General features: G+C 67.1%; 19 protein-coding genes and 1 tRNA gene. 10 read left to right on the top strand and 10 right to left on the bottom strand.

From position 1 onward, the window contains the following. The first annotated feature begins 40 nt into the window (after positions 1–40). From ACUXVX_RS12215 to ACUXVX_RS12235, 5 genes are all read left to right on the top strand, one after another. The gene (locus ACUXVX_RS12215; RefSeq protein ID WP_446308517.1) at positions 41–790 is read left to right on the top strand and encodes a precorrin-6A/cobalt-precorrin-6A reductase; all 750 of its coding nucleotides are present in this window, start codon (positions 41–43) and stop codon (positions 788–790) included. Beyond that, positions 787–1,437 carry a DNA-3-methyladenine glycosylase family protein gene (locus tag ACUXVX_RS12220; protein WP_446308518.1) on the top strand — a complete coding sequence of 217 codons (651 nt, stop codon included), beginning with the start codon at positions 787–789 and terminating at the stop codon, positions 1,435–1,437. The genes ACUXVX_RS12215 and ACUXVX_RS12220 overlap by 4 nt, the downstream gene beginning before the upstream one ends. After that, positions 1,438–2,109 (top strand): alpha/beta hydrolase, encoded by a 672-nt coding sequence (locus ACUXVX_RS12225; RefSeq protein ID WP_446308519.1) that lies wholly within the window; start codon positions 1,438–1,440, stop codon positions 2,107–2,109. It abuts the gene before it with no gap. Positions 2,110–2,154: 45 nt separating this feature from the next. Further along, positions 2,155–2,988, top strand: a complete 834-nt coding sequence (locus ACUXVX_RS12230; RefSeq protein WP_446308520.1) for an aminoglycoside phosphotransferase family protein — start codon at positions 2,155–2,157, stop codon at positions 2,986–2,988. A 238-nt stretch (positions 2,989–3,226) separates the two neighbouring features. Continuing rightward, positions 3,227–3,811, top strand: coding sequence for an HNH endonuclease (locus tag ACUXVX_RS12235; RefSeq protein WP_222469296.1), 585 nt, complete (start codon positions 3,227–3,229; stop codon positions 3,809–3,811). An 18-nt stretch (positions 3,812–3,829) separates the two neighbouring features. On the opposite strand, the gene ACUXVX_RS12240 is transcribed toward ACUXVX_RS12235, so the two are convergent. Further along, on the bottom strand, positions 3,830–4,309 hold the full coding sequence (locus tag ACUXVX_RS12240; protein WP_446308521.1) for a hypothetical protein: 480 nt from the start codon (positions 4,307–4,309) through the stop codon (positions 3,830–3,832). A gap of 11 nt (positions 4,310–4,320) precedes the next feature. Next, the gene (locus ACUXVX_RS12245) at positions 4,321–4,968 is read right to left on the bottom strand and encodes a hypothetical protein (RefSeq protein WP_446308522.1); all 648 of its coding nucleotides are present in this window, start codon (positions 4,966–4,968) and stop codon (positions 4,321–4,323) included. 339 nt (positions 4,969–5,307) lie between these two features. On the opposite strand from ACUXVX_RS12245, the gene zwf reads away from it, so the two are divergent. From zwf to pgi, 3 genes are all read left to right on the top strand, one after another. Further along, positions 5,308–6,765: a glucose-6-phosphate dehydrogenase gene (zwf, locus tag ACUXVX_RS12250; protein WP_222469293.1), complete on the top strand. Its 1,458-nt coding sequence runs from the start codon at positions 5,308–5,310 to the stop codon at positions 6,763–6,765. Beyond that, on the top strand, positions 6,762–7,436 hold the full coding sequence (pgl, locus tag ACUXVX_RS12255; protein ID WP_446308523.1) for a 6-phosphogluconolactonase: 675 nt from the start codon (positions 6,762–6,764) through the stop codon (positions 7,434–7,436). The genes zwf and pgl overlap by 4 nt, the downstream gene beginning before the upstream one ends. Positions 7,437–7,534: 98 nt before the next feature. After that, positions 7,535–9,136 carry a glucose-6-phosphate isomerase gene (pgi, locus tag ACUXVX_RS12260; protein ID WP_446308524.1) on the top strand — a complete coding sequence of 534 codons (1,602 nt, stop codon included), beginning with the start codon at positions 7,535–7,537 and terminating at the stop codon, positions 9,134–9,136. 79 nt (positions 9,137–9,215) lie between these two features. Here the strand turns inward: pgi and ACUXVX_RS12265 are convergent. The 8 genes from ACUXVX_RS12265 to ACUXVX_RS12300 form a co-directional block, all read right to left on the bottom strand. Beyond that, positions 9,216–9,289 (bottom strand) — tRNA-Gly (locus ACUXVX_RS12265). Between the two features lie 443 nt (positions 9,290–9,732). Continuing rightward, a complete protein-coding gene (locus ACUXVX_RS12270; protein ID WP_446308525.1) occupies positions 9,733–11,766 on the bottom strand; it encodes an ASKHA domain-containing protein in 2,034 nt (677 codons plus the stop codon). Beyond that, on the bottom strand, positions 11,763–12,257 hold the full coding sequence (locus tag ACUXVX_RS12275; protein ID WP_446308526.1) for a hypothetical protein: 495 nt from the start codon (positions 12,255–12,257) through the stop codon (positions 11,763–11,765). Before ACUXVX_RS12275 ends, ACUXVX_RS12270 begins: the two co-directional genes overlap by 4 nt. 64 nt (positions 12,258–12,321) lie before the next feature. Next, entirely contained in the window at positions 12,322–12,852 is a 531-nt protein-coding gene (locus ACUXVX_RS12280) for a hypothetical protein (protein WP_446308527.1), read from the bottom strand. Between the two features lie 290 nt (positions 12,853–13,142). Continuing rightward, positions 13,143–13,373, bottom strand: coding sequence for an N-(5'-phosphoribosyl)anthranilate isomerase (locus tag ACUXVX_RS12285; RefSeq protein WP_446308528.1), 231 nt, complete (start codon positions 13,371–13,373; stop codon positions 13,143–13,145). Between the two features lie 47 nt (positions 13,374–13,420). Continuing rightward, positions 13,421–14,401, bottom strand: coding sequence for a methyltetrahydrofolate cobalamin methyltransferase (locus ACUXVX_RS12290; protein ID WP_222469287.1), 981 nt, complete (start codon positions 14,399–14,401; stop codon positions 13,421–13,423). 26 nt (positions 14,402–14,427) lie between these two features. Next, a complete protein-coding gene (locus ACUXVX_RS12295) occupies positions 14,428–15,348 on the bottom strand; it encodes a methylenetetrahydrofolate reductase (protein ID WP_446311533.1) in 921 nt (306 codons plus the stop codon). A gap of 25 nt (positions 15,349–15,373) precedes the next feature. Further along, positions 15,374–15,679, bottom strand: a complete 306-nt coding sequence (locus ACUXVX_RS12300) for a virulence factor (protein WP_222469286.1) — start codon at positions 15,677–15,679, stop codon at positions 15,374–15,376. 272 nt (positions 15,680–15,951) lie between these two features. On the opposite strand from ACUXVX_RS12300, the gene ACUXVX_RS12305 reads away from it, so the two are divergent. Together ACUXVX_RS12305 and ACUXVX_RS12310 are read left to right on the top strand one after the other, a co-directional pair. Then, positions 15,952–17,064: a Ppx/GppA phosphatase family protein gene (locus ACUXVX_RS12305; protein ID WP_222469285.1), complete on the top strand. Its 1,113-nt coding sequence runs from the start codon at positions 15,952–15,954 to the stop codon at positions 17,062–17,064. A 67-nt stretch (positions 17,065–17,131) separates the two neighbouring features. Further along, complete coding sequence (locus ACUXVX_RS12310) at positions 17,132–17,863, top strand: RlmE family RNA methyltransferase (RefSeq protein ID WP_222469284.1); 732 nt, start codon at positions 17,132–17,134, stop codon at positions 17,861–17,863. Positions 17,864–17,873: the final 10 nt, after the last annotated feature.

Here is a 17,873-nt window from a genome sequence, read left to right on the forward strand (position 1 = left end):
CTTGGCCCCCGGATGCGGCACTTCTATGGTCTTGCGCAGGATGGCGAAGGACGGGGCAAAGAAGATCCTGCTGCTGGCAGGGAGCGGCGAGAGCCGTGCGCTTGCGCAGGCGCTGGCCTGGCGCGAGGGGTTTGACCTGCACGCGCGGCTGGCGCGGCCGATGCGGGGGCGGGCCTTTCCGGTGGCGGCAACCACGGGGGGCTTTGGCGGGGCAGAGGGCTTTCGCAGCTTTCTGGCCGAGTGGCAGCCCGATGCGGTAATTGACGCGACGCACCCCTATGCCGAGGCCATCACCGCCCGCACCGCCGAGGTGTGCGCCGAGCTGGGCCTGCCGCTGCTGCACCATGAGCGCGCGCCTTGGGTGCCGGGGCCGGGGGATGACTGGGTCGAGATCGCCGCGCCGGAGGATTGTCGCAGCCTGATCCCCGAGCGCGCTTGCGTGTTCCTTGGCACCGGGCGGGCCGGGCTGGAGCGGTTTGCCTGCCTTGAGGGTCGCCGGATCATCTGCCGCCAGCTCGACATGGCGGATGGGCCGTTTCCCTTCGAGGGCGGGGAGTTTCTGCTCTCGGTGCCGCCGTTCAGCGTGGAGGAAGAGATGAAGCTCTTCCACCGGCTCGAGGTGGACTGGTTGGTGGTGAAGAACGCGGGCGGGGCTGGGGCGCGGCCCAAGCTGGATGCCGCCCGCGCCATGGGCCTGCCGGTGGCCATGCTGGCCCGCCCGCCTGCGCCGGAAGGCGTGGCCCGGGCTGAGAGCCTGCAGGACGCGATGGATTGGGTGGAGGCGCTGTGAGTGCTGGCCCCCGAGGCGAGGTTGGCCGGATCATCGAGAGCCCGGCTTGTGTGGCCGAGGGGGCGGCTTGGCTGGCGGCAGAATGCCCGCGCATGGCCCATGCACTGGAAGCCTGTGGCGAGGTGCCCCTGCGGCTGAAGGCCGATGGCTTTCCGGCGCTGCTGAACGCGATCGTCAGCCAGCAGGTCTCTGTCGCCTCGGCGGCGGCGATCTGGGGGAGGGTGGAGGCGGCGGGCTATGGCGACCCGGCGCAGGTGCGCGCCGCAAGCGATGAAGAGTTGCGCGCCTGCGGCCTTTCGCGCCCCAAGGTGCGCTATGCCCGCGCACTGGCGGAGGCGGGGATCGACTATGCCGCCCTGCGCAGCGCCCCCGACGAGGCGGTCATCGCCACGCTCACGCAGGTGCCCGGCATCGGGCGCTGGACGGCGGAGGTGTATGCGATCTTCTCGCTTGGCCGGGCCGATGTGTTCGCCCCCAACGACCTTGCCCTGCAGGAGAGCGCCCGGATGCTCTACGGTCTCCCTGAGCGCCCCACGGAGAAGGCCCTGCGCGAGATGGCGCTCGCCTGGTCGCCCTGGCGCGCGGTTGCGGCCCGGCTGCTTTGGGCCTACTTCCGGGTGGAGAAGAACCGCGAAGGGATAAGCTAGATGGCACCGAGAGAGCTGAAGGTCGGGCGGGTCGAACCGCAATCGGGCACCACGAAACAGGTGGTGATCTTCCTCCACGGCTACGGCGCCGATGGCAACGATCTGCTCGGTCTCGCCCAGCCGCTGGGCCAGCACATGCCCGACACGCTGTTTCTGGCCCCCGATGCGCCCGAGCCCTGCCGCAACAACCCGATGGGCTACCAGTGGTTTCCGATCCCGATGATGGACGGCTCCAGCCAGCAGGAGGCCGAGACCTCGATGGTGCAATCCATCGAAGACCTGAACGCCTTTCTGGATGGGGTGCTGGACGCCGAGGGCGTGACGCCGGATCAGGTCGCGCTGGTCGGCTTTTCGCAAGGCACGATGATGAGCCTGCACGTCGCCCCGCGCCGGGCCGAGCCCTTCGCCGGGGTGGTCGGCTTCTCGGGCCGCCTGCTGGAGCCGGAGCGCCTGGCGGCGGAGAAAAAGAGCACCTTCCCGATCCTGCTGGCCCATGGCGATCAGGACCCGCTGGTGCCCTACGAGAGCATGAACCTCGCCGCACAGGCGCTGAACGCGGCGGGCTTCCCGGTGTATACCTTCACCATGGAAGGCACGCCCCACGGGATTGCCCCCGAGGGGTTGAGCCAGGCCTTCGCGTTCCTGCGGGAGTTTCTGCTGAAGGATGGGTGAGCGGAGGCTCGTATTTCTACTGCGGGACCAGTCCCGCCCTATGGCATGACTGAGCTGCCCGCCGCGCTGCTGGAGCGGTTCGGCGTGAGCGCGCCAGAGTTCATAACCGAAACCGCCATTGCCAGGGTCTGGCGTGTCCAGCGGGGCCGGGGCCTTGCGGCGCTGAAGGTCTGGCATGATCCCTCGATGGTGAATGAGGCGGAGGGGGTGGAGTATCTCTCGATCCGCCGAGCGCAGGGCGCGGTGCGTCTGTTCGCCCGGGCCGAGGGCGCGCTGCTGATGGAGTGGCTCGGCGGGCCGTCTTTGGGAGACCTCGTGCGCGAGGGGCGGGACGGGGAGGCGACGGCGCTCTTGGCGGGGGTTGCGTCGCGGCTTTGGAGCCAGCCGACGGCCTGGCCGGGCGCGCGGGTGGTCAGCGCGGAAGACTGGTGCCGGGCGCTCTTTGCCTTGGAATTCGGCCCGGAGCTGGCGGAAACTGACCGGGCGGCGATGGAGCGGGGCAGGGCGCTGATGCGCCGCCTGATCGACGGGGCGGGCGAGGCCATCGCGCTGCATGGCGACCTGCACCATGACAACGTGAAGGACGGCCCGCGCGGCTGGACGGCGTTTGACGCCAAGGGCATCGTCGGGCCACGCGCCTTCGACCTCGCCAATGCCTTCCGCAACCCGAAGGGCGCCGAGGCGCTCATTGCCGACCCGGCTCGCGCGCGGCACCTCGCCTCGGTCTTTGCCCCGGTCGCCGGGATAAGCGAGGCGGAGATGCTGGGCTGGGCGGCGGCCAAGGTGGCCCTGTCGATCGCGTGGCGGGCCAAGGGGCGGCTGGAGGCAGACCTCGAGCTTGGGCTGCTGGCGATGATGCTCGATCTGGCCGGTGCCTGAGGCCAAACTGGCCCCGTCGCCACCCCGCCCTATATGCGGCATCGCAGCATCGCGCCGGAGGACGCCCTGTGGATAACTGTCGCGCGCCCGTTACACCCCTGTCATGGAATCGGGGCATTTGTTCAGACAACACCGCATGTTGCGGGGGTTGCGCGGGGTAAAACCCAAGATATAGTCGGGGAAAGACTCAGGCGCGAGAAGCGAGAAAAGCAGGCAGACGAGCACGGAGAGACGGCAAATGGACGGTGACTTCAGGACGACCTTCGTCCGAGAACCCACGAACCTCAAACACCACCCCGCACTGGTGCTGAACGCCGACTACCGTCCGCTATCCTACTATCCACTCTCGCTATGGCCGTGGCAGGAGGCCGTGAAGGCGGCCTGGCTCGACAGGGTGAGTATCATCGCCGAATATGACGAGGTGGTCCGAAGTCCGTCGACCGAGATCAGGATCCCCTCCGTCGTCGTCCTCAAAGACTATGTGAAACCTCAAAAGCGCGTGGCCTTCACGCGCTTTAATTTGTTTCTGAGAGACGAATTTCGCTGCCAGTACTGCGGCGCGAAGGGCGATCTGACCTTTGATCACGTGGTGCCCCGCGCGCGTGGCGGGCGCACCAGCTGGGAGAATGTGGTGGCCGCCTGCGCGCCCTGCAACCTGCGCAAGGGCTCGCGGCAACTGGCGCAGACCGGCATGAGCCTGCGCAAACCGCCCCGGCCCCCGAGCGCGGGCGAGCTGATGAACATGGGCCGCCGCTTCCCGCCCGGGTACCTGCACGACAGCTGGGTCGACTACCTGTACTGGGATGCCGAGCTGGAGGCCTGATAAGGCCGCTTGGCCAGATCACGGCTCAGGTTGGCGCAGCCCGTAGGTCGATGCGATGTAGGAGAGCTGGCCCGGATAGATCCGCAGTGCCTCGGCCATCATCTCCTTGTCGAAGCCGCCGCGCGCAAGGAAGGGCATTGAAAAGCGGATTCCGTCTCGCGTGCGTGCCAGTTTGCAGCACCAGTTCTTAAGGTTGTGCTCTGCCATCTGCGAATTGCTCACCTTCTGATCGTGCGGGAAGGTTGTGACCAGCATCACGAAGAGGCAGTTGTCGAGGGCGGAACAGCTATTGAACCGGAAGATGCCGCTGTGCAGCCCGGTGGTGAAGCTGACCACGGGGATTCTGCCGGTTTCGACGATCTTTGCCTCATGGCCCAACTCGACGAGCCAGCCGCGGAGCGTTTCGGGCGTGGGGCTCCGGTCGGTGCCTGCAAGAGCGGGGGCTGCCCCGGAAAGCGGCAGTGCCGCCGCCAGCATTGCAGCTTTCAGGACTCTCATCGCCGACCGGATCATTCCATCAGCTCCTCGAGGCTGAAGCTGCCTACACCGACGCCCAGCTTGGGCGGTTCGGCAGGGGCGGCGCCCTTGATTTCGGCGGGGCTGACCCCGAGCGAGGGGGTATCGGGCGCGGGGCCCGCCGGGGCGGCGGCGACACTGGCGCCGCGCTCGTTCCATTCTGTCAGCATGTCCCACGCGGTGTTGTGCATGGAGTAATGCACCACGAGGCTGCTGCGCAGATACTCCTCGGTCATCGGGGCGGTGAAGGGCAGGGTCATTGACAGGTGGATCTTGCCTGGCTCCGGCTGGACCATCTTGCAGCACCACGCGCGGGTGTTGAAGTCGGAGATATCGGCCTCGTCGAAGGGGGCGGGGTAGCTGTAGCGGGTCTCGAACCGCAGGAAGTTGCAGGGCTTGCCTTCATTGCAGCTCACCGGGGCCAGCAGCAGCTTGCTGCCCTTGTAGCTGGCCAGAAACCCCCAGCGCTCGCTGCCATTGAGTTGCTCGACCTGAAAGCCCATGCCGGTGAGCACGCCAGCCACGCGGGCCACATGTTCGGGGTCCGACTGGTCGATCAGCGCCGGGCCGCTCTGGGCCGAGGCGGCAAGCGGGGCAATGGCAAGGGTCGCGGCGAGCGCAAGGGGCTTGAGGGCAGGCATGAACGGTCCTTTTCGTCTTGGAGATGCGGCGCGGGCCTTATGGCAGGGCTCCGGCGGCGCAGGGTTATAAATGACCTCGGTCAGAATTGGGCAGCCGTGGGGGCTGCAAAATCGGTGTTTCTATCTGTCACCACTGGCAAAACACGGGTGCCACCGGCCCGGCCAGACTTGCCGCCTATGCCGCCTCGGTCAACCCGGCTTCACGTGACAAATCCGTTCATTCGCCGGGTTGCCCGGCCTCCCACGGGTGCTAGACTTCCGAAAGGCTTGCGGGTAAACCGGGGCCGTTAGCGCTAACGCCCGCCCGAAAGAGAGGCGGAAAGCCGCGAGGGAGAACCCATGGTTTCACGCGTCATTCCCGTCGATCCGTTTGATCTGGTGATCTTCGGCGGCACCGGGGACCTCGCCCGCCGCAAGATCCTGCCCGGCCTTTATCGCCGCATGGCCTCCGGCCAGATGCCGCCCGAGGCCCGCATCATCGGCGCCGCCCGCTCCGACCTCGACCGCGCGGGCTACCAGCAGATGGTGAAAGAGGCGATCGAGGAGTTCGGCGACCCCAAGCATGCCAGCGATGTGGCCGGGGTGAGCGACTTTCTGGAGCGGCTGGATTACGTGGCGATCGACGCGCGCGGCGAGGACGGCTGGGAAGAGCTGAAGGGCAAGATGCGCCCCGGCGTGATCGGCGCCTATTACTTCTCGGTCGGCCCCAGCCTCTTTGGCGATCTGGCCTCGCGCCTGCGCAGCCACGGCATTGCCACCGAGCGCAGCCGGATCGTGGTTGAAAAGCCCTTTGGCCATGACCTCGCCAGTGCCAAGGCGCTGAACGCCGATCTGGCCGCCCATTTCGACGAGCACCAGATCTACCGGATCGACCATTACCTCGGCAAGGAAACGGTCCAGAACCTGATGGCCGTGCGCTTTGGCAACATGCTCTTCGAGCCGCTGTGGAACTCGCAATACGTCGACCATATCCAGATCACCGTGGCCGAAACCGTCGGCGTGGGCGGGCGCGGCAGCTACTATGACAAGTCCGGCGCGATGCGGGACATGGTGCAGAACCACCTGATGCAGCTCCTGTGCCTCATCGCGATGGAGCCGCCCGCCAAGTTCGACCCGGACGCGGTGCGCGACGAGAAGCTCAAGGTGATCCGCGCGCTCGACGAGGTGGACCCGCATCACATTGTTCGCGGGCAGTATGATGCCGGGCAGGACGGGCCGGGCTACCGCGAGGATGTGGAAGACCCGCGAAGCCGCACCGAGAGCTACGTGGCGATGAAGGTCGGCATCTCCAACTGGCGATGGGCCGGTACGCCGTTTTACATGCGCACCGGCAAGCGGCTCCGGGCGCGGGCGAGCGAAATCGCGGTGGTGTTCAAGGACACGCCACACAGCATCTTCGGCCCCGAGGCCGGGCTGCACCGCAACATCCTCACCATCCGCCTGCAGCCAAACGAGGGCATGGAGCTTGGCGTCACGATCAAGGAGCCCGGCCCCGGCGGCATGCGCCTGATGGACGTGCCGCTCGACATGTCGTTCGCCGAGGCGCTCGGCCCCGATGCCGAGGATGTGCCCGACGCCTACGAGCGCCTGATCATGGATGTGATCCGGGGCAACCAGACGCTCTTCATGCGCGGCGACGAGGTGGAGGCCGCCTGGGCCTGGACCGACCCGATCATCGATGGCTGGCAATCGCGCAATGACGTGCCAAAGCCTTATGACGCAGGCAGCTCCGGCCCCGAGGACGCGCTGGCGCTGATGCATCGCGACGGCCGCAAATGGCGGGACATCAAGGCATGAAACTGCGCGAATACCCCGATATCGAGATGATGATGATGGATCTGGCCGACCAGATCTCATCGGAGTTGACGATGGCGCTCGAAACCCACGAGGCGGCCAGCTTCTGCGTGCCCGGCGGCACCACGCCCGGCCCGATCTTCGACCTTCTGTCAGGCCGCAAGTCGCTCGACTGGAGCCGGATCACGGTGTTCTTGAACGACGAGCGCTGGGTGCCCGAGAGCAGCCCGCGCTCCAACACCCGGCTGATCCGGGAGCGCCTGCTGACCGGCCCTGCCGAGGCGGCCCGTTACGTGCCGCTCTACGCCGCGGCCGAGCGCCCGGAAGACGCGATGGAGGCGCTGGCGGAGGGCTTGAAGCCGCATCTGCCGATCTCGGTGCTGCTGCTGGGGATGGGCGCCGATATGCACACCGCATCGCTCTTTCCCGGCGCCGACCGGCTGGAGGAGGCACTTGGCCATGACGCCCCGATCCTGCTGCCGATGCGGGCCGAAGAGGCGGGCGAGCCGCGCATCACCCTCTCTGCGCCGGTGCTGCAGGGCGCGCTCTCGACCCATATTCTCATCACCGGCGAGGCCAAGCTGGCTGCGCTGCACCGCGCCCGCGGCCTGAGCGCCGAGGAGGCCCCGGTGCGGGCGGTTCTGGGCGAGGCCACGGTGCATTGGGCGCCCTGAGCGGCCCCGCCGGGCCGCCCGCGGAAGGCGTTAAACCTTCCTGCACGATTTTGGAGCAATAGAGTCCGCGAGGCGGATTGACGGAAAGGATGCCACCCATGTGGGAGAAGCTCAGGGCCTATCACGCCGAACATGCCCGCCGCCCGATCGCCAAGCTCTTTGCCACGCCGAACCGGGCGCGCAACTTTTCGGCCCGGATGGGCGACATGCTGTTCGACTTCTCCAAGACGAGCATCGACACCGAGGCGCTCTGGCTGCTGATGCAACTGGCCGAAGAGGCCGGGGTGGCCGCCAAGCGCGAGGCGATGTTCACCGGCGAAAAGATCAATGACACCGAGGGCCGCGCGGTGCTGCACACGGCGCTGCGGGGCATCGACGGCGGGCCTGTCATGGTGGACGGGGCCGATGTGATGCCCGGCATCAAGGAAGTGCTCGGCCGGATGGAGGCGTTCTCGGACGAGGTCCGCGAGGGGCGCTTCACCGGGGCAGGCGGCCAGATCACCGATGTGGTGAACATCGGCATCGGCGGCTCCGATCTTGGCCCCGCGATGGCCTGCCTCGCCCTCGCGCCCTATCACGACGGCCCGCGCACCCATTTCGTCGCCAATGTCGACGGTGCCGATATTGCCGACACGCTGCGCGGCCTCGACCCCAAGACCACTCTGGTGATCGTCGCCTCCAAGACCTTCACCACCATCGAGACCATGACCAACGCCGCCACCGCCAAAGCCTGGATGAGCGAGGGCGGGGGCGACCCGAAGGCGCAGTTCGCCGCGCTCTCGACCAATATGGAAAAAACCGCCGCCTTCGGCATCCCTGAGAGCCGGGTGTTCGGCTTCGAGGATTGGGTCGGCGGGCGTTACTCTGTCTGGGGGCCAATCGGGCTCTCGCTCATGCTGGCGATCGGGCCGCAGGGGTTCCGCGCCTTCCTGCGCGGCGGGCAGGCGATGGACAGGCATTTCCGCGCCGCCGAGTTCAAAGACAACCTGCCGGTGCTGCTGGCCCTCGTCGGCATCTGGCACCACCAGATCTGCGGCTACCCGACCCGCGCCGTGCTGCCCTATGACCAGCGCCTCGCCCGGCTGCCCGCCTACCTCCAGCAACTGGAGATGGAGAGCAACGGCAAGCGGGTGGCGATGGATGGCGAAAAGCTGAAGGTGCCCTCCGGCCCGGTCGTTTGGGGCGAGCCGGGCACCAACGGCCAGCATGCCTTCTACCAGCTGATCCATCAGGGCACCGGGGTGGTGCCCTGCGAGTTCATGGTTGCCGCGCGCGGCCACGAGAGCGAGCTGGCGCATCAGCACGAGTTGCTCGTCTCCAACTGCCTCGCGCAGGCCGAAGCGCTGATGAACGGCCGCTCGAAAAAGGAGGCCATGGCGCTGATGGCGGCCAAGGGCTTCGAGGGGGCAGAACTGGAGCGGCAGGCCGCGCACCGCACCTTCCCCGGCTCCCGGCCTTCGACCATGCTGCTCTACCCCGAGCTGACCCCGGAGGTGCTGGGCATGATCATCGCGCTCTACGAGCACCGGGTCTTCGTGGAGGGGGTGATCCTCGGGATCAACAGCTTCGACCAATGGGGCGTGGAGCTTGGCAAGGAGCTGGCGCTGGCGCTGCAACCCGTCGTCGCCGGCGAGGCCGATGGCGCCGACAAGGACGACAGCACGCGCATGCTGGTGGATTTCATCCGCAAACGGCGGTGAGGGCGACAGGGCGCCGTGAAGGCGCAGCCAAAAGCGCCGCCGTCATGGCGCATCGATCAGAGCTGCATCTGGAGAAATCTGGAGCGGGTAGCGGGAATCGAACCCGCGCGTTCAGCTTGGGAAGCTGACAGGCTACCATTACATCATACCCGCCGCGAAGGCTGAGATACGGGGGCCGGGGGCCGCCGTCAAGATGCTGAAAAAGAGGCGGGGCGGAGGGGCAGGGCCTGACCTGCCACGCTCCACCCCGCAGGGCCGGCGCGGACGGCACCCCCGGCCCGCGGAGAAATCGGGCCGTTCAGGGGAGGATGACTTGGGGTGCCGTCCGTCAGTCGCCGGAGGGAGAGTTAATCTGCGCGGGCGGCCACGGCGGCCGGGGCGCGTTGCCTCACGGGTCCGCCGCTCGGCGCGCGCTCCGCTGCGGTGCCAAGCGCCGCTGCGAGGGTTGAGAAAAGGGCCATGCTCATCGGTCTATTGCCTTGATATCGTTTCATTCCGTCAGCTCTGTGCTGCGTTGAAACTGATATGGGGCCTCGCCCCGGGCATTACCAATGACAAAGCCTGTCATGGGATAAAACCCGCCGATCCGGGCGGCCTTAGCCCCTGCGCCGCCGCCTGCGCCCGCCCGCCTCACCGCTGCCGCCGGTGTTGAAGGACGGCTCCGGCATGGGCGCCACCTTGCTCAGCTCGGGGAAGGGGTCGGAGGCATGGGGGATGCCGTTGGCGGCCACGAAATGCTCCTGAAAGCGCGGCTCGATGGCGGTTTCGACCTTGGTGATCTCGCGCACGATCTTCTGCACTTCGCCCCGCGCCGCCCGGTTCAGCAGGGCGATCCGTGCGCCGGTGCCGGCGGCATTGCCCGCGCTGGTGACCTGGGCGAGCGGCGCATCGGGGATCATGCCCAGCACCATCGCGTGTTTGGGGCTGATATGGGCGCCAAAGGCCCCGGCCAGAACCACCCGGTCCACCGTGTCGACACCCAGCTCATCCATCAGCAGCCGCGCCCCTGCATAGAGCGCCGATTTGGCCAGCTGGATGGCGCGAATGTCGCCCTGGGTGACGGTGATGCGCGGGCCGCCCTCGGCGGTGCCGTCGTGGATGAGGTATTCATAGGTGCGGCCCTGCGGGGTGATCCGCGCGGTGCCGGTGGCCTCCGCCGAGCCAATCAGCCCGGAGCGGTCGAGCAGCCCGGCCATGCGCATCTCGGCCACCGCCTCTATGATGCCGGAGCCGCAGATGCCGGTCACGCCGGTCGTCGCGGTGGCAAGGTCGAAGCCCTCTTCGGTGTTCCACAGCTCGCAGCCGATCACCTTGAAGCGCGGCTCCTTGGTCTCGGGATCGATCTCGATGCGCTCGATGGCCCCGGGCGCGGCGCGCTGGCCCGAGCTGATCTGCGCCCCCTCGAAGGCGGGGCCGGTGGGCGATGAGCAGGCCAGCACGCGGCGCTTGTCGCCCAGCAGGATCTCGGCGTTGGTGCCCACGTCGACCACCAGCACGAGGTCGTCGGACTTGTGCGGCGCTTCCGAGAGCGCGACGGCGGCGGCATCGGCGCCCACATGCCCGGCGATGCAGGGCAGCACGAAGGCGCGGGCCTGGGGGTGGATCGCCTCCGGCATGAGCGTGGCGGCGGGCAGCTCCAGAGCGTCGGACATGGCGAGCGCGAAGGGGGCCTGGCCCAGCTCGACCGGGTCGATCCCGAGCGCGAGGTGGTGCATCACCGGGTTGCAGACCAGCGTGATCTCGAAGATCGAGTCTGGCGCGACTCCGGCCTCCTCGGCGCAGGCGCGGGCGAGGTCGGCCAGCGCGCCGCGCACCGCCGTGGTCATTTCCGCCGCGCCACCAGGGTTCATCATCGCGTAGCTGACGCGGCTCATCAGGTCTTCGCCAAAGCGGATCTGCGGGTTCATCACGCCTGACGAGGCCAGCACCGCGCCACTCTCCAGATCGCAGAGGTGGGCGGCGATGGTGGTAGAGCCGAGGTCGATGGCGAGGCCATGCAGCGGCCCTTCGTGAAAGCCCGGCCAGAGCGCGAGCAGCCGGGGGCCATGCCCCGCATCATGCACCGCACAGGTGACCTGCCAGTTGCCCTTGCGCAGCGCCGGTTGCAACCCTGTGAGCAGGTCAGGATCGACCTGCAAGCCCTTGATCCCCCATGCCTTCTCCAGAGCGACCTTCAGCCGCTCAAGGTCGCCCGTGGGCGCATGCATGTCGGGCTCTTCGACCTCCACCAGATACAGCCGCACTGCCGGGTCCATCTCGATGGCGCGGGTGTCGGCGCTCTTGCGGATGACCTGCTTGTGCACCTGGCTCTCGGGCGGCACGTCGATCACCACGTCCTTCTCGATGCAGGCCTGGCAACCAAGGCGGCGGCCCTCTTTCAGCCCGCGCACCCGGTCATAACGCGCCTCGACATCGTTCCACCCGGTGAGCGCGTCTTCGGCCACGGTGACGCCGTGCTTGGAGAACTCGCCGAAGCCGGGGCTGACCTGGCACTTGGAGCAAATCCCGCGCCCGCCGCAGACGGAGTCGAGATCGACGCCGAGTTTGCGGGCGGCGGCGAGAACCGAGGTGCCGGCGGGCACGCGGCCGCGTTTGCCCGAGGGGGTGAAGATCACGAGCGGGTCGGTCATGGGGCAGTGCATCCGTCAATCTCGGCGCGGACGAGCCGGGCCAGGTCATCGGGCCGGTCGGCCCAGAAGGGCGGCAGCTGAAGCTCCGCCTTGTCGCGTGTTGCCGTAGGGCAGGGGCCGCCTGCGCGCAACTCGCAACGCACCGCCGCGCCGGGCTTGGCATGGAAGGTCAGCAACCCGGGCAGGCCGAGTGCGGGGTTGCGCGCGGTGGTCTCGATGCGCGCCGGGTCCAGCGCGGTGAGCGGGGCGATCAGCACCCGGTTCTCGGCCTCGTAGCCCTTAGGCTCCATGACCTCGGTGGTGATCCGCATCTCGCAATCGGCGAGGGTGTAATCGGTCCGATAGATGAATTGCCCCGCGCTCCACTCGGTCGGGAAGGCCTGATCTTCGCCGCTGCCCGCGGTTTGGCTCTGGCGCGCAAGACCCAACGACAGCGCGGCGACTACGGCAAGCACCAGCAGGGCGGCGATGGAAATGATGATTGGTTTCACGCGGCGGGCCTCCGGGCGGACGGCCCTTGGATGCCCGCTTGGGGGCCTTCTGGCAAGGGGCGCCTCAGATCGCGCTGCGGCAGTGGCGTATCTGAGCGTGCAGGTCTTCGAGAATGGCCTCCGCATGCTCGGTCAGCTCGGCGGGAATCGGGATGATTGCGCTGCCACGCTCCGACGGGCTGCAGGTGTCTCCGGTTCCGGTTCGACAGGTATGCACAAACTCCTCGCCTTGGCGGGACCGGGTGACGAGGGCGGCGGGCAGGCCCATCGGCGCCTCGGGCGCCACGAGCAGGGTGGCATCGCCCAACTCGCGCATGATCAAACTCCACTCGCGCGACTCGGCCTTGCGCTCGGGTGGCGAAAGCACCTCCGTAGTGACCTGCAATCCACACCACCCCGCCATTGCGAAATCTGCTCGGTAACTGACCCCGTCGTGCGCCCATTCCATCGGCATTTGCAGATCGGCAGCCGAGAAGCCGGGCCGGTCGAGCCAAGAGAGGAAAGGGGTCACGAAGGCGGCGGCCAAGGCGGCCATCATCGCGATGACGAGCAGAACGATCGCGGCCGTCCGGGTTGGAGACAGATCTGCAGACACTGCGGGAGAGATTGCGACCTGGACTTCTGGAAGGCAAGTCAGGGCGCCGCGACGGGGAAGGGTCCAAGAGTGGGCCGCAAATCCCCCGGTCAGACACGGCTGAGCGGTGCGGGGGTGAAGTGCAGGCCCGTTCTGGGCGGCGAGGGAAGTGCGGCCCCCCATGTCCATACCGTCCAATTTGCGCCACAGGAGCTAAGATCGGGTTAACGCGGTCAGTCGCGATACGTGAGGGAGAAGAATTTTCACGAAAATTCTTCGGGCCTGAAAAATCTTCGTTAAGATTTTTCGCCTCAGACCAAGATCCGCAACGGTGCTCGGGTGCAGATGACGATGTACTGCCCGCCTGCCTCCACAAGGTGAAAGCCCCTCCGCCGCACCTCAAGCTCCAACGCCGCGCGACCGACCTTTCGGTCCACATCCTCGGCCTGCCTGCGCACGACTCCACCGCTGCGCACGGCCTTGGCTGCGAAGATCTGGCTGAGCCATTGGTCATTGGCAGAGAGCGCGCGAAGCTGGGTCATGGCACCAGCTTCGCGCAAGGTTGGTTAATGCCGGGTTAAGCACGGCCTCAGGCCCGGCGACGGCGCCGCCCGCCCCGGCCTGCGCCTGCCGAAGAGGCCGCCTTAGAGGCCTCGGCAAAGCTTTCGCCAGCCTCGACCGCATCGAGCACGCGCGAAAAGCCGATCCACGCGCCGCCGTTGGGGTCGTGGTTCATCAGCAGGTTGGCAGCGCGGATCGCTTCCATCTCCACGGCGCGCACCGGGTTCATGATGGCCGAAGTCATCCCCGCGCCAATCGCCATCGGCAGGAAGGCCGCGTTCACCCCGTGGCGGTGGGGCAGGCCGAAGCTGATGTTGGAGGCGCCACAGGTGGTGTTGACGCCCAACTCGTCGCGGAGCCGCCGGACGAGGGTGAAGACCTGATGCCCGGCGGTTGCCATCGCGCCGATCGGCATGACCAGCGGGTCCACCACGATATCATGGGCCGGGATGCCGAAATCGGCGGCGCGCTCGACGATCTTTTTCGCCACCGCAAAGCGCACGTCCGGGTCTTCGCTGATTCCGGTGTCGTCATTGGAGATCGCCACCACCGGCACGTTGTATTTTTTCACCAGCGGCAGCACCAGCTCGAGCCGCTCCTCCTCGCCGGTCACCGAGTTGAGCAGCGGGCGGCCCTCGGCTTGCTCCAGCCCGTTTTCCAGCGCGCCGGGCACCGACGAGTCGATGCAGAGCGGCACGTCGACTACGGCTTGCACCTTCTCGATCAGCTGCTTCATCAGCATAGGCTCGACGAAGTTGTTGTCGGCGTAGCGCGGGTCTTCGGCCATCTTGTTGGTGAAGACGGCGCCAGAGTTCACATCGAGCACGGTGGCGCCGCAGGCCACCTGCTCCAGCGCGTCACGCTCGACCGTGCTGAAATCCCCGGCCTCAAGCTCGGCGGCCAGCTTCTTGCGGCCGGTGGGGTTGATCCGCTCGCCGATCACGCAGAAGGGCTCGTCGAAGCCGATGGTGACGGTCTTGGTCTTGGACTCGATAACGGTGCGGGTCATGGGGCGCTTTCTTTGGGCTCGGTTGTTCAGGCTCGGGCGGTTTGGGCGGTGGCGGGCGCGCCGTTTTCGGCAGCCCATGTGGCGCAGGTCTTGATCCCGCCCAGCGGGAAAAAATGCACCTGTTCGATATTGGTGGCACGGCCCTCGGCGCGGGCGGCGGCAAGGCCGGCCAGCACGTCACCCGGCTCGAAGGGCAGGACCAGCTTGGTCACATCCTTGGCGCGGCGCTGGAGCACGCGGAGCGACGGGCCGACGCCGCAGGCGATGGCGAACTTGATCATGGTCTGCAGCTTTGCAGGCCCGGCGATGCCGATGTGGATCGGCAGGCGGATGCCCTCGGCGGCGAGATCCTCGGCCCATTGCACCACCGGGTCCGCCTCGAAGCAGAACTGCGTGGCAATGGCCATCTCGGCATCGGAGCGCTCGGCAAAATCCTGTTTCCAGCGCAGGGCTTGCATGACGTTCTTCATGCCGCCATCCGGGTCGATATCGCGGTTGCCCTCGGGGTGGCCGGCGATGTGCAGGCGCTTGAAGCCCGCGCGATCAAACAGCCCGGTCTCCATCAGCTGCATGGAGTCGGAAAAGTCGCCATGGGGCTGGCTGATCCCGCCGCCCAGCAGCAGGCCCTGGGTCACGCCAGCCTCGCCCTGGTAGCGGGCGAGCCAATCGCCCAGCGTCGCGGCATCGGGGATAATCCGCGCCGGGAAGTGGGGCATCACCTCGAAGCCTTCACCGGCGATGCGCTTGGCCGTGGCGACCATGTCTTCAATCGGGGTGCCGTCGATATGGGCGATGTACACCCGGGTGCCCTCGGGCAGGATCGCGCGGAAATCTTCTACCTTCTCGGCGGTGCGGGGCATCACCTCGATCGAGTAGCCCTGAATGTAGCCAGCCACATCCCCGTTCATCGGGGTGGGGCTTTTGCGGCGGAAGTTTAGGATGTTCATGGCGCGCTCCCAGAAACGGATCATGTCAGGCCGATTGGGCCCAGCCATCATTCGCGATCAGGGCCTTGATCTCCTCCGGCCCATGCTCGCTTTCAAGGCGCAGGGCGGTTTCCTTCGCCACGGTGTCGGGGTCACCCTCTGCCGTGCCGGAGGGCACCTTGCGCCACTCCGAGAGGTAGGCATCGCTGTCCTTCGCGCCGATCTTCATGGCGCAGCGGTCGATGGCCTGTTCAAAACGCTCCGGCAACACCGCCTTGGACCCGCGCCGACCCTTGCCGACGATGACCTGTGCCGGGATATCCCGCCAGTAGACGATGGTAATTTCGGCCATGTGGCCTGTCCTTTCACGCTTGCCAAAAGGCACCTCTCGCATTCCCGTCTACGCGGAAAACCCCGCCCCCCACGCGCGGATTTCGACATGGTGAGGAACGGAAACGACAAGCGCCGGTCGCATCCATACCTACCGGGCAGGGCCGGGGGGTGAAAGGGGGCCGGATCATCGGATTTCTCATGCAGATCATGAGCCGGAGGTGATCGGGCAAAACAGTTGCCATCTCGCACCCTTGGGCGTTACGCTGGCCTCAACTCGAAATGGAGGGCGTCATGCCCGCGAAGCGTCCCACTGGTGCGGGCGCGTTCCCCAAAGCGGTCGAACCACCTGCACCGCCGGTTGCCGATCCAGTTGCCACCTATGCCGCGCTGGACCTTGGCACAAACTCATGCCGCATGCTGGTGGCCCAGCCGAAAGGCAGCCAGTTTCATGTGATCGACAGCTTTTCGAAGTCTGTCCAACTGGGGCAGGGACTTGAGGCCTCCGGCCGGATCAGCCGCGCCTCGATGGGGCGGACGGTGCAAGCCATGCGGATCTGCCGCAAGAAGTTCCAAAAACACAATGTCGAGCGGATGCGGCTGGTCGCGACCGAAGCTTGCCGCCGCGCCGAGAACGCGCCCGAGCTGATCGATATGGTTGCCCGCGAGACCGGTCTGGAGCTTGAGATCATCCAGCCCGAGGAAGAGGCCCGCCTCGCCGTTGTGAGCTGCGCGCCGCTGGTCTCCACCAAGACCGATCAGCTCCTCGTGGTCGATATCGGCGGCGGCTCCACCGAGCTGGTCTGGATCGACATTTCCCGCGTGCCCCGCCCTGAGCGCCCGCGCGCGATCATGCGGCTGCACAAGGGCTTCGTCACCGAAGAGAGCCTGTTTCCCGCCGCCAAGGTGGTGGACTGGATCTCGATCCCCCTCGGGGTCGCCACTCTGCGCGACCAGTTCCGCGACGTGGCGGGCGATGGCGCGCGGTTTGCGCTGATGTCCTGCTATTTCGAGGATATGCTGGCCGAATTCACCCCCTATGAGGCGGGCGTCCGGCGCGAGGGCTTCCAGATCATCGGCACCTCCGGCACCGTCACCACCGTGGCCGCCTCCCACCTCGGGCTGCGGCGCTACGACCGCAACAAGGTGGACGGGCTGCGCATGACCACCGCCCAGATCGACGCGGTGATCCGGGGCTACCTGATCATGGGCGATGCCGGCCGCCGGGCCGACCCGCGCATCGGCCGTGACCGGCAGGCGCTGATCATGTCGGGCGCGGCGATTTTGCAGGCCCTGATGCGCGCATGGCCGACCGACCGGCTCTCGGTCGCCGACCGGGGGCTCCGCGAGGGGCTGCTCTATGCCCAGATGTCGGCCGATGGGGTGCTGGAAGACGGGCCGTTTTGAGGGCGGGAGGCTGGGCCAGACCCGACCTGCGCTTGACAGGACGGCTGGCGCAACGCACCTAGGCGACATGGCCAAGAAACCCACAGGTAAAAACAGCTCCGGGCGGGGCATGCGCGACCTTCGCGTGAAGGTAAAGTCGGCGCGTGGCCGCAAGCTCTCCTCCACCCTCTGGCTCGAGCGGCAGCTAAACGATCCTTACGTGCAGCGCGCCAAGAAAGAGGGCTACCGGGGCCGCGCCGCCTTCAAGATCATGGAGTTGGACGACAAGTATCGCTTTCTGGTGCCCGGCGCGCGGGTGGTGGACCTTGGCTGCGCGCCCGGTGGCTGGTGCCAGGTCGCCGTGCCCCGGATCAACGCGCTTGGCGAGAAGTCGGGCAAGGCGCAGGGCCGGATCATCGGGCTCGACCTGCAAGAGGTGGAGCCGATTGCCGGGGCCGAGTTGCATGTGCTTGATTTCCTTGAGGATGGCGCCGACGACAAGGTGAAGGCATGGCTCGGCGGCGAGGCCGATGTGGTGATGTCCGACATGGCCGCCGCCTCTTCGGGCCACAAGCAAACCGACCACCTGCGCATCATCGCGCTCTGTGAGGCCGCAGCCTATCTGGCCTTCGATGTGCTCGCTCCGGGCGGCACCTTTGTCGCCAAGGTTCTGGCCGGCGGGGCGGAGGGCGAATTGCAGAAGCTGCTGAAACAGCGCTTCGCCAAGGTCGCCAACGTGAAGCCCGGCGCAAGCCGCTCCGACAGCTCTGAAAAGTTCGTTGTCGCCACGGGGTTCAAGGGCCGCGAGGCCGAGGGCTAAGCAGCCCCTT

Source organism: Vannielia sp. SX4 (assembly GCF_052828525.1).

Excerpts from the sequence above, each read along its gene's own strand:
- ACUXVX_RS12305 (WP_222469285.1), top strand. The coding sequence starts at position 15,952 with ATGCCCGCGAAGCGTCCCACTGGTGCGGGCGCGTTCCCCAAAGCGGTC.
- ACUXVX_RS12285 (WP_446308528.1), bottom strand. The coding sequence starts at position 13,373 with ATGACCCAGCTTCGCGCGCTCTCTGCCAATGACCAATGGCTCAGCCAG.
- ACUXVX_RS12235 (WP_222469296.1), top strand. The coding sequence starts at position 3,227 with ATGGACGGTGACTTCAGGACGACCTTCGTCCGAGAACCCACGAACCTC.
- ACUXVX_RS12240 (WP_446308521.1), bottom strand. The coding sequence starts at position 4,309 with ATGAGAGTCCTGAAAGCTGCAATGCTGGCGGCGGCACTGCCGCTTTCC.
- ACUXVX_RS12215 (WP_446308517.1), top strand. The coding sequence starts at position 41 with ATGGCGAAGGACGGGGCAAAGAAGATCCTGCTGCTGGCAGGGAGCGGC.
- zwf (WP_222469293.1), top strand. The coding sequence starts at position 5,308 with ATGGTTTCACGCGTCATTCCCGTCGATCCGTTTGATCTGGTGATCTTC.
- ACUXVX_RS12245 (WP_446308522.1), bottom strand. The coding sequence starts at position 4,968 with ATGCCTGCCCTCAAGCCCCTTGCGCTCGCCGCGACCCTTGCCATTGCC.
- pgl (WP_446308523.1), top strand. The coding sequence starts at position 6,762 with ATGAAACTGCGCGAATACCCCGATATCGAGATGATGATGATGGATCTG.
- ACUXVX_RS12310 (WP_222469284.1), top strand. The coding sequence starts at position 17,132 with ATGGCCAAGAAACCCACAGGTAAAAACAGCTCCGGGCGGGGCATGCGC.
- ACUXVX_RS12290 (WP_222469287.1), bottom strand. The coding sequence starts at position 14,401 with ATGACCCGCACCGTTATCGAGTCCAAGACCAAGACCGTCACCATCGGC.
- ACUXVX_RS12300 (WP_222469286.1), bottom strand. The coding sequence starts at position 15,679 with ATGGCCGAAATTACCATCGTCTACTGGCGGGATATCCCGGCACAGGTC.
- ACUXVX_RS12230 (WP_446308520.1), top strand. The coding sequence starts at position 2,155 with ATGACTGAGCTGCCCGCCGCGCTGCTGGAGCGGTTCGGCGTGAGCGCG.
- ACUXVX_RS12270 (WP_446308525.1), bottom strand. The coding sequence starts at position 11,766 with ATGACCGACCCGCTCGTGATCTTCACCCCCTCGGGCAAACGCGGCCGC.
- ACUXVX_RS12295 (WP_446311533.1), bottom strand. The coding sequence starts at position 15,348 with ATGAACATCCTAAACTTCCGCCGCAAAAGCCCCACCCCGATGAACGGG.
- ACUXVX_RS12225 (WP_446308519.1), top strand. The coding sequence starts at position 1,438 with ATGGCACCGAGAGAGCTGAAGGTCGGGCGGGTCGAACCGCAATCGGGC.
- pgi (WP_446308524.1), top strand. The coding sequence starts at position 7,535 with ATGTGGGAGAAGCTCAGGGCCTATCACGCCGAACATGCCCGCCGCCCG.